Raw genomic sequence first — 8,820 nt, 5'->3', positions numbered from 1 at the left:
CTAACTTCAGGGCTTGTGCTTTAAATTCAGGGGAATGTTTAATTCTAGTTTTCTTAGTTGTCATTGTTCACCTCGTTAGTGATTGTACTCACTTAACTCAGTGTCCAAAACTGCTGGGGCGGATCACCCTCTATCTGCACCAAGATCATCTACTATCGTTCTCAATGCGAGAACATGATTCTTACTTACACGCTTTTTCCAACACTTGGCTTCAATTACCCAAGTAATATCCTCACCTAAAAATTTAGTTTTAACTAAGACATCAACATCGTGATTCGTTCTAACACCAACAACAGTAACATTTGTTTCAGCTTCAGCTCCTAATGAAAGAAAATGGTCACATATTTCTTCTTGAAACTGATACCAGTCATAATTTTGTTGTTTCATTAACTCTCCGGATGGCTAACGCCCGCTTAAGGGGCAGCCAACGCTACGACCAACTTACCGCATAACACAGTAACCACAAAAACCAACGCATTATAAAAATGCCACGCGTTGGCTGTCCCTCTTGAAGCGTTTGTTAGTTTTAACTAAATTCAGTGCGAATATCTATATTGTTCTTCCGAATATAATTCACTAGTTCCCTATAACTATTGAGGAGGTATGGCCTATTACCCCAGTTGTTACCTTCATTTTCAACATGTGGCTCAATAAAATTACCATATGGAGAAATAAATATATCACTATCTTCTAAACAGAGCTTCGTGTGCTGCCAATCCATTCTGAATATTGCATCATATGCCATCAAAAATTCACTGATTAAATCATTTAGTTCTTTGTGAGATTTGAAGCCACCAGATTTTTGGATTGCGAGTGCTCGAGATAGATCAAGGACTTCCTCTAGGATTTCTCTGTCACTGCGAATATCAGCAAACTTAGATTCGCTCAGACCAACTGAACTAATGATCTTTGATACTTTATCCTCAAGTTCTGGCCAAAATTTCTCAAACACTATATTCAGGACACTTTCATTCAAAACATTTGAGCTATTTGCTTTGTTAAGATCAAACACCAATCGTTTGAAGTCGGCTTTATCAAATAGAGTGGTTTGAAACTGAGTTAACGGACCATTAATATCAGAGTTATCCATACCAATCAGGATTGGGCAAACTAAAGACTGGTCAACTTTCTTTGATATCGCACCAGCTTCAAACATTAGCCATTGACTATTTAAGTTTTCGTGAGTTACACAGAAAATTCCTGCCATCGAATTATCCAGCTCACCCGCAATATCAGATGACCAGCGTGTACCTTTTTCTATATCACTAGGAGTGAAGTATGGTTTTACAGTTTGTAAAACCGTTGGCAACCATTCCCTAATAGCTTCAGCCACTCTTCTACTTGTATCACCTGACCAACTAATAAATATTTTCATAATCTTCCTATTATCTGAAAAATGACTATAAAACTAACGCCCTGTTAAGGTGTGAGCAACGCAATACCGAAGCTCCCGCATGCCACCTTAAACACAAAACGCAACGCATAGCAAAAATGCCAAGCGTTGCGAATCACTCTTAAACAGATTGTTAGTTGCCTTTCTTTTGGAAAATCAAGCTATAAGATGCAATAGAAATCATTAAAATTTGTACTAGAGATATAGCAACAGCCACTACTACCCATGGCATTAAACTCATAAGTACAACAGTTACCGATGACAGTACGAAAGTTAACAGTAAAGTTATCAGTGTCACTAGGTAAAGTTCACCAAAAACTCTAAAGAAGCCGTACTTTGCATAGCTTAAAATTCTTGGCTTATCACTCATACCCACGATCACGGCTAAAGCCGTGATCAAGAAACCTAACATCGTAAAACTGAATGTTGCCAGTATTGTCAGCAATACATCTGTTTTGCTAGCCAGCTTCTCCAGCAGAGGCTTCGATATCTCCGCTTTCAGTAGGAAGTGCAAACCGATCCCAGGCGCTAGCATTATAGTAACCAGCAACATCCTCAAGCCTATCATTTGAATACCTTTCATCGTTTCTAAATTCTGCTAGCTTCAAGCTCAATGGTTGATTCGCTAACTTTTTCTCCGCAATCCTAGTCGCCATACTTGTTTCAGACGATTCAAGATAATCGTTTATAAAACCATTACCGGCAATATAAAAGTCTGACAACGACTCATCTAACGACTCTTTAGCTCTAACCATGTACTTCTCAAGACCATCACCTGAAATTACATTTGTGAGAGCTGGAATATGTTCCTTAATATCACAACCACGACGCGGTTTAAATGTAACTTCTATAGCATCAATCTCATCAGGAAGAGTACCACCAAAAAACTGCCTAAACTGCTCGAATGCATTATTTGATGCAGATACTTCAAAAGTTGTTCTACCAACTGAGTTCATAGTCATGACATCACTTGAACTAACCTGCACAGGAAATGGAGTAGCGATAAAGTCATACGTCAATGATAGCGATGAAAGCAATTGTTCGATGAAGTAAACAAAACTCGAGTTTTTTGGTCCTTGGCTAGTTGACGCAATAGCATAATGGTCATTCTCTATATAGACATAGCTAGCGAAACCGACTTTTTCATTTTCATCTAAGTCATCTCTGATGTCTTCATATGTAAAGTTATCAGAGTTTATGATTTTTATAAGCTCGTTATTTTTCGTAGTTATCAGGGTAAATAAGTGAGCATTATTGCTAGGAATCAAGAAAATTGTTTCGCTTGAACGCGATACAAATGACCGCTTCAAATGCGCCGGAGCATTCTGAACATATGCTCGCAGCAAATCTAAGACCGTATGGCGATATTGATTATCATTACGCTTAAAGTGGTAGGAATAGTAAGTTAGTTTCATTGAAATTAGACACCTTTATATTTTGGTGTGATTTTACAAGTTAAGCACCAAAAAACCAAATGAAATACAGTAAGTTGATAGGGAGGCAACTAACGCCCGGCTAAGGGGTTGACCACGCATAGCCGAACTCAAAAAACACACTGTAAACACTGAATTTCAATTTCGCACCAAAGTCGCCACGCGTTGGCAATCCCTCTTGAGCCGTTTGTTATGTGTTTATTTCGACCAGTCCCAATTTCCTTGCTCCTTGACCAAAACTCTTTGGTCTTGGATAACTGTCAACAATCCTGAGTCTGAAATTACATAAACAAAATCGCCATTTACAAACTCATAACCAATAAATCTTGATGGTGTTCCGTCTGATAAATATGCATGTAACGTATGGCCAGTAAGAATAATCTCATTGCCAGATCTCTTTGATTTACCAGTATAAGTTACGTCATCACAAGTCACGTTACCTTCAATGCAGTTTGACTCGATCAAAACCACATAGCTTTCTGTCACCAACGTCGCTGAGATACTTGGAAAACTCGCAAAAAACAGTACAAACAACAGCCCAAATTTACGCACGATAATCTCCAAAACACATAACGCCCGGCTAAGGGGTTGACAACGCACCACCGAACTCAAAAAACACACTGTAAACACTGAATTTCAATTTTGCACTAAAGTCGCCACGCGTTGGCAATCCCTCTTGAGCCGTTTGTTATGCAAATTCAATGAGATAAACAGAATTTACACGACTAAAAGCCACAATTGCAATGGTTGAGTGATTCAAGAACCAACCCAAGTAGGAGCCGAGATAAATAAGCCGCCAAAACAAAGTCCACCGTTCAACAACAAACCAAGCTTTTGAATGAGACAAACTCAACAATCAAGACTTTCAGCAAGTACAAAATGCTCGATAAACTTGCCTTTTCCACACTTTGCGCCCACAAGATTCACAACACACCAACGCTAAAACTGATTGAGGCAAACAAAGAACCTTGCTTGTTTTACGGTTTGAGTGAACCACGAATCTGAGGGTAAAAGTGCTCATTTGCCGACAACACAAAATGAATGGCCGGAGAAATCTAAAAAGATTGAACCCCTAAATTTCCCTGAGTTGCATAACGCCCGGCTAAGGGGTTGACAACGCACCGCCGAACTCAAAAAACATACTTTAAACACTGAACTTCAATTTTGCACCAAAGTCGCCATGCGTTGGCAATCCCTCTTGAGCCGTTTGTTAGGCCAACCGATTGACACCGATACTTTCAAAACTAAAGAACGAACTTTTTTATAAACTTAAAACCAACTAACCGATTCATTTATAAATCAAAATGCTAAATCAGCAAAGAAACAAAAAACTCAAATTGAGCGGTTTGGAAGAAAAGTGACGAGCGTAGCATGCTCGGCGGACGTTTGGATGCTGAAGGTTATTTTGCCGCTGAATTCACAGCGAAAAGCAACCCAACACGATCACGAAACAACAAATATGTGATGACGATTTTGCTTAAGTCCAGCCATTAGAACATGGAATTCACCGTTCAATTCAGACCCGATTTAGCTGATAAAAACTCACTTTGCCTAACGCCCGGCTAAGGGGTTGACAACGCACCGCCGAACTCAAAAAACACACTGTAAACACTAGACTTCAATTTTGCACTAAAACCGCCACGCGTTGGCAATCCCTCTTGAGCCGTTTGTTATGCAAATTCAATAAGATAAACTGACTTTACTCGATCAAAAGCCACGATTGCAATGGTTGAGTGATTCAAGAATCAACCCAAGCAGGAGCCGTGATAAATAAGCCGCCAAAACAAAGCCCACCTTTCAACAACAAACCAAGCTTTTGAATCAGACAAACTCAACGAGCGAAAACTTCAGCAAGTAAAAAATGCTCGATAAACTTGCCCTTTCCACACTTTGCGCCCGCTCAATTCATAACGCGCCAACACTAAACTTCATTGAGGCAAACAAAGAAATTTGCCTGTTTTACGGTTTGAGTTAGTCACAAATTTGAAGGCGAAAATGCTCATTTGCCGACAGCTCGAAACGAATGGCCGGAGAAATCCCAAAAGATTGAATCCCTAAATTTACCTGAGTTGCATAACGCCGCGTTAAGGGGCAGCCGACGCTACGAGCAACTTTCCACATAACACCGTAATCACATAAACCAACGCATAATAAAAATGCCACGCGTTGGCTGTCCCTCTTGAACGCTTTGTTATGAGGTAACTTGAAGCGACAAAGAAAGGAAGTTTTCATCACTATCAACCAATTGATAACCAAGCGATTTATAAAATCTTATCGCTGAATGATTGCTAATGAAACTCGATAATGTTACATGACTGCGTCTCTGAACCAAAGCGAGATTATGCACATGATTCATTATATCTCTACCAAAACTCTGACGCTGGAATTCTGGAAATACAACAAGCAGATGAACATGAAGTGCATTATCATAAGGCTTGAAACAAAGCAGGCCAATTCGCTGATCAGCTCGTTCAACCCAGTGAAACCAACTAAATTCATAGTCATTTTTTAGCCGATTAAATTGAAAATCATCACTCCAGCCAAAAACAGCATCTACATGCGAATAAAGTGCCTGTTTTACAATAGAAAAAAGACTATCGAACTCTTCAAGTTCTACTGGTACTAATTTGATATCCATATTCCTCATAACGCCCGGCTAAGGGGTTGACAACGCACCGCCGAACTCAAAAAACACACTTAAACACTGAACTGCAATTTTGCACTAAAGTAGCCACGCGTTGGCAATCCCTCTTGAGCCGTTTGTTATGTGCATTTTTGCCAGTTGTACTCCATTTGATGGGCAACTAACTCAGCATGGCTTTGACTATGAAACTTTGATACCAAGAACAAACTCATATCAATGCCCGCAGATATACCACCCGACGTGGTGTATTTGCTTGTTGTTACCCAACGTTTGTCTTCCACAGCGACTAAGTCAGGAAACCGTTGTTTCAGCTCAGATATATCCTCCCAATGAGTCGTAACAGCAAGTCCTTTCAGCAAACCCGCATTAGCTAATATGAATGCTCCGGTACAAACTGATGCAATATGTTTAGCGTGCTTATCCACTGATGCAACCCAATGAAGCACATTGGTCTTATTCATTTCGTTCGTATGGATACCACCAACAACGATTAATAGGTCAATTTGAGGGTGATGCAGGAACGAATAGTCGGGTAAAACAGTAAAACCACCTCTGGCTTTCACTGGTTCCAAGTTTTCTGAAACTAAAAATACATTCCAGCTTTCTGCACCTAATCGTTTAGCTGTACTGAAAACTTCGAAAGGTCCTGAAAAATCGAGAACTTCGGCCCCATCGTAAATATAAATACCAATGTCCATTAGTGCCTCCATGCACATAACGCCCGGCTAAGGGGTTGACAACGCTCCGCCGGACTCAAAAAACACACTGTAAACCCTGAATTTCAATTTTGCACTAAAGTCGCCACGCGTTGGCAATCCCTCTTGAGCCGTTTGTTAGCTGCTGCACTTTAGCCGGAGATTTGCTACCCAACGGCCTAATTTAAAACACATTATTGCTTTCAAGCGACAAAGTAAAACGGACAACTGAGAAACTAAAACCTAATCCATGAAACGCACTTGACAAAGAAGAAATAACAGGAAAACTGGCGAGCTTCTAAGACTTCAATTTACAAAGAATCCTTTCGAAGAAGCCAACAACCAAGTGCGCGAAATCCATTTAAGCGCGAAAGAGCTTCAAAACAAAAGAAGCCACACCAAAGAAATAAACAAACACACCACTTCCCGTAAGAAGGCTTCGGTTAGTTCAAACACTTCACGAACAGTGCCACTGGCGAGATACATGGAAAAATGCTGACTTTCAGGTGTAAAGCTAGAGCCTCAGACCAAGAAAAAATGAACACGGAATTTTATGATTTTTCTTAACCTCAGCTAACGCCCGGCTAAGGGGTTGACAACGCACCGCCGAACTCAAAAAACATACTTTAAACACTGAACTTCAATTTTGCACCAAAGTCGCCATGCGTTGGCAATCCCTCTTGAGCCGTTTGTTAGGCCAACCGATTGACACCGATACTTTCAAAACTAAAGAACGAACTTTTTTATAAACTTAAAACCAACTAACCGATTCATTTATAAATCAAAATGCTAAATCAGCAAAGAAACAAAAAACTCAAATTGAGCGGTTTGGAAGAAAAGTGACGAGCGTAGCATGTTCGGCGGACGTTTGGATGCTGAAGGTTATTTTGCCGCTGAATTCACAGCGAAAAGCAACCCAACACGATCACGAAACAACAAATATGTGATGACGATTTTGCTTAAGTCCAGCCATTAGAACATGGAATTCACCGTTCAATTCAGACCCGATTTAGCTGATAAAAACTCACTTTGCCTAACGCCCGGTTAAGGGGCTGACAACGCAAAACACCGAACCTAAAATAGCAACCGTAATCACAAATGTTGATTTAAGCAAAAACCGCCACGCGTTGGCAGTCCCTCTTAAACCGTTTGTTATGGCTCAGTTCACTAAATATCAGATTTTACCATTGCCATGATTTTATGAGCTTTTTCAAAATGGTCTAATTTGTGTTCTTGAATCCACCATGTGGCGGCTTCCATTAACAAATCTGGATCGTCATTTTTATTAGCAAAAAATGCATAAAATGAAACGCCTACATTATCACCCTTCTGTTCAATCTTCTTGGAACAAACTTGAATTACCTTTTTTCTCAATGAACTACGCACTTGTTAATTGCCTGCTTTGTTAGAAAATGATGGGTAACTTATACAGATTAAAGCATGAAAACAAGAAAAACTGTTTTTATATACAGCCCCAGCCAATTGAATCAGCCATAACGCCTTGTTAAGGTGTGAGGTACGCTATGCCGAAGCCTCTGCATACCACTTTAACCACTAAACTTGACGCATAGTAAAAATGCCATGCGTACCGAATCACTCTTGAACAATTTGTTAGCTTTGTTCTAAAGGAGCGGATAGCAAAATATAGTGCCTTTCATCATAGTCTTCTAACCCCAAGAGATTAGCCATGGCTTCATATCCAATAACACCAGCGCATTCATTTGAGTATTTATTAAGCCCCGCATGGACATAATTATAGAATTGCTGAAAATCTTGACCTTTATAATACTCAATAGCATATTTCAAAAATTCAATTTTCCAAGCTGTAGTTAAACTTTGCAGTCTTAATGTTAGCGGTTCATTAACGTTAGGAAATAACTTTTCAATTTCCTTTACTGGAACCGGATTTTTTTGCAGTGCTGCCCTTTTTGAAATTAGTGCTTGATATAAATGAATGCGTTTTGCGGTAGTTCTACATGTATTATCACATTCCTTCTTACGGTTATTCCAATCTGTATGGTATAAACCAAAATCACCATAAGTTGCTGACGAAAGGGTATAAAAACGAGCATTGTGAACAGTAACATTAGCAGAAATTAATGTTCGATTTGCTATTTGGTGGCAAACACCGGTAAGTAAGTACTCGATACCAGCCTCATCATTGCCATATATGCAACCTGCATGAGCATCACACCCGGCACCAGCAGCTATTACTTGACCACCGGAACTTCTACCGTGACATCCCCATGCTGTACCATTTAAAACACACTTGACATATGTATGATCAGCTATACTTACTATTCCATTTAAAGGTATTTTGACCCATGACGGTATGTTTGCATCCGCACATGAAATCTGCATAGCTTTACCTTGTAACATTTCCAATTATCCTCATAAAAGCTAACGCCCAATTAAGGGGTGAGCAACGCTACTACCCAAACCCAACGCATTGTGCCATAAACACTAAACTTGAAGTAGAACCAAAAATGCCAAGCGTTGGGAATCCCTCTTAAATTGTTTGTTATGTCACTTGGATTCAAGTACGAAGTGCGACGCCTCTGAACATAAAAACAGTGAGATGCGATAATCATGAACTTTGCTCCCGCCAAGAAGTAAAAAACATGAAATACACGCACCTCACTGAGAACGAAAGGT

The 8,820-nt window shown here is 39.8% G+C and carries 8 protein-coding genes; all 8 read right to left on the bottom strand.

Annotated elements, in window-relative coordinates:
* Window positions 1–123: 123 nt before the first annotated feature.
* The 8 genes from AACV12_RS06255 to AACV12_RS06220 all read right to left on the bottom strand — a co-directional run bounded on the left by AACV12_RS06255 (window position 124) and on the right by AACV12_RS06220 (window position 8,544).
* Window positions 124–387, bottom strand: a complete 264-nt coding sequence (locus AACV12_RS06255) for a restriction endonuclease (RefSeq protein ID WP_170901563.1) — start codon at window positions 385–387, stop codon at window positions 124–126.
* Window positions 388–526: 139 nt separating this feature from the next.
* Window positions 527–1,375: a TIR domain-containing protein gene (locus AACV12_RS06250; protein WP_170901560.1), complete on the bottom strand. Its 849-nt coding sequence runs from the start codon at window positions 1,373–1,375 to the stop codon at window positions 527–529.
* Window positions 1,376–1,851: 476 nt separating this feature from the next.
* Entirely contained in the window at window positions 1,852–2,808 is a 957-nt protein-coding gene (locus AACV12_RS06245; RefSeq protein ID WP_170901558.1) for a hypothetical protein, read from the bottom strand.
* Between the two features lie 216 nt (window positions 2,809–3,024).
* Window positions 3,025–3,378, bottom strand: a complete 354-nt coding sequence (locus AACV12_RS06240) for a hypothetical protein (protein WP_170901556.1) — start codon at window positions 3,376–3,378, stop codon at window positions 3,025–3,027.
* 1,639 nt (window positions 3,379–5,017) lie between these two features.
* Window positions 5,018–5,473 carry a GNAT family N-acetyltransferase gene (locus tag AACV12_RS06235; RefSeq protein ID WP_115340194.1) on the bottom strand — a complete coding sequence of 152 codons (456 nt, stop codon included), beginning with the start codon at window positions 5,471–5,473 and terminating at the stop codon, window positions 5,018–5,020.
* A gap of 116 nt (window positions 5,474–5,589) precedes the next feature.
* The gene (locus tag AACV12_RS06230) at window positions 5,590–6,168 is read right to left on the bottom strand and encodes a DJ-1/PfpI family protein (protein WP_170889259.1); all 579 of its coding nucleotides are present in this window, start codon (window positions 6,166–6,168) and stop codon (window positions 5,590–5,592) included.
* A gap of 1,164 nt (window positions 6,169–7,332) precedes the next feature.
* Window positions 7,333–7,551, bottom strand: coding sequence for a DUF6500 family protein (locus AACV12_RS06225; protein WP_017049924.1), 219 nt, complete (start codon window positions 7,549–7,551; stop codon window positions 7,333–7,335).
* A 225-nt stretch (window positions 7,552–7,776) separates the two neighbouring features.
* Window positions 7,777–8,544 (bottom strand): hypothetical protein, encoded by a 768-nt coding sequence (locus AACV12_RS06220; RefSeq protein WP_170901553.1) that lies wholly within the window; start codon window positions 8,542–8,544, stop codon window positions 7,777–7,779.
* Between the last annotated feature and the right edge of the window lie 276 nt (window positions 8,545–8,820).

The organism is Vibrio sp. 2-2(8) (assembly GCF_963888495.1).
GTDB classification, from domain to species: Bacteria; Pseudomonadota; Gammaproteobacteria; order Enterobacterales; family Vibrionaceae; genus Vibrio; species Vibrio anguillarum.
Note: the sequence above shows the minus strand (reverse complement) of the source record. Positions and strands in the feature narration are given on the sequence as shown.

What these genes read in the sequence shown, in the direction of transcription:
- AACV12_RS06255 (WP_170901563.1), bottom strand. Translation starts at nt 387, where the DNA reads ATGAAACAACAAAATTATGACTGGTATCAGTTTCAAGAAGAAATATGT.
- AACV12_RS06250 (WP_170901560.1), bottom strand. Translation starts at nt 1,375, where the DNA reads ATGAAAATATTTATTAGTTGGTCAGGTGATACAAGTAGAAGAGTGGCT.
- AACV12_RS06245 (WP_170901558.1), bottom strand. Translation starts at nt 2,808, where the DNA reads ATGAAACTAACTTACTATTCCTACCACTTTAAGCGTAATGATAATCAA.
- AACV12_RS06235 (WP_115340194.1), bottom strand. Translation starts at nt 5,473, where the DNA reads ATGAGGAATATGGATATCAAATTAGTACCAGTAGAACTTGAAGAGTTC.
- AACV12_RS06230 (WP_170889259.1), bottom strand. Translation starts at nt 6,168, where the DNA reads ATGGACATTGGTATTTATATTTACGATGGGGCCGAAGTTCTCGATTTT.
- AACV12_RS06220 (WP_170901553.1), bottom strand. Translation starts at nt 8,544, where the DNA reads ATGTTACAAGGTAAAGCTATGCAGATTTCATGTGCGGATGCAAACATA.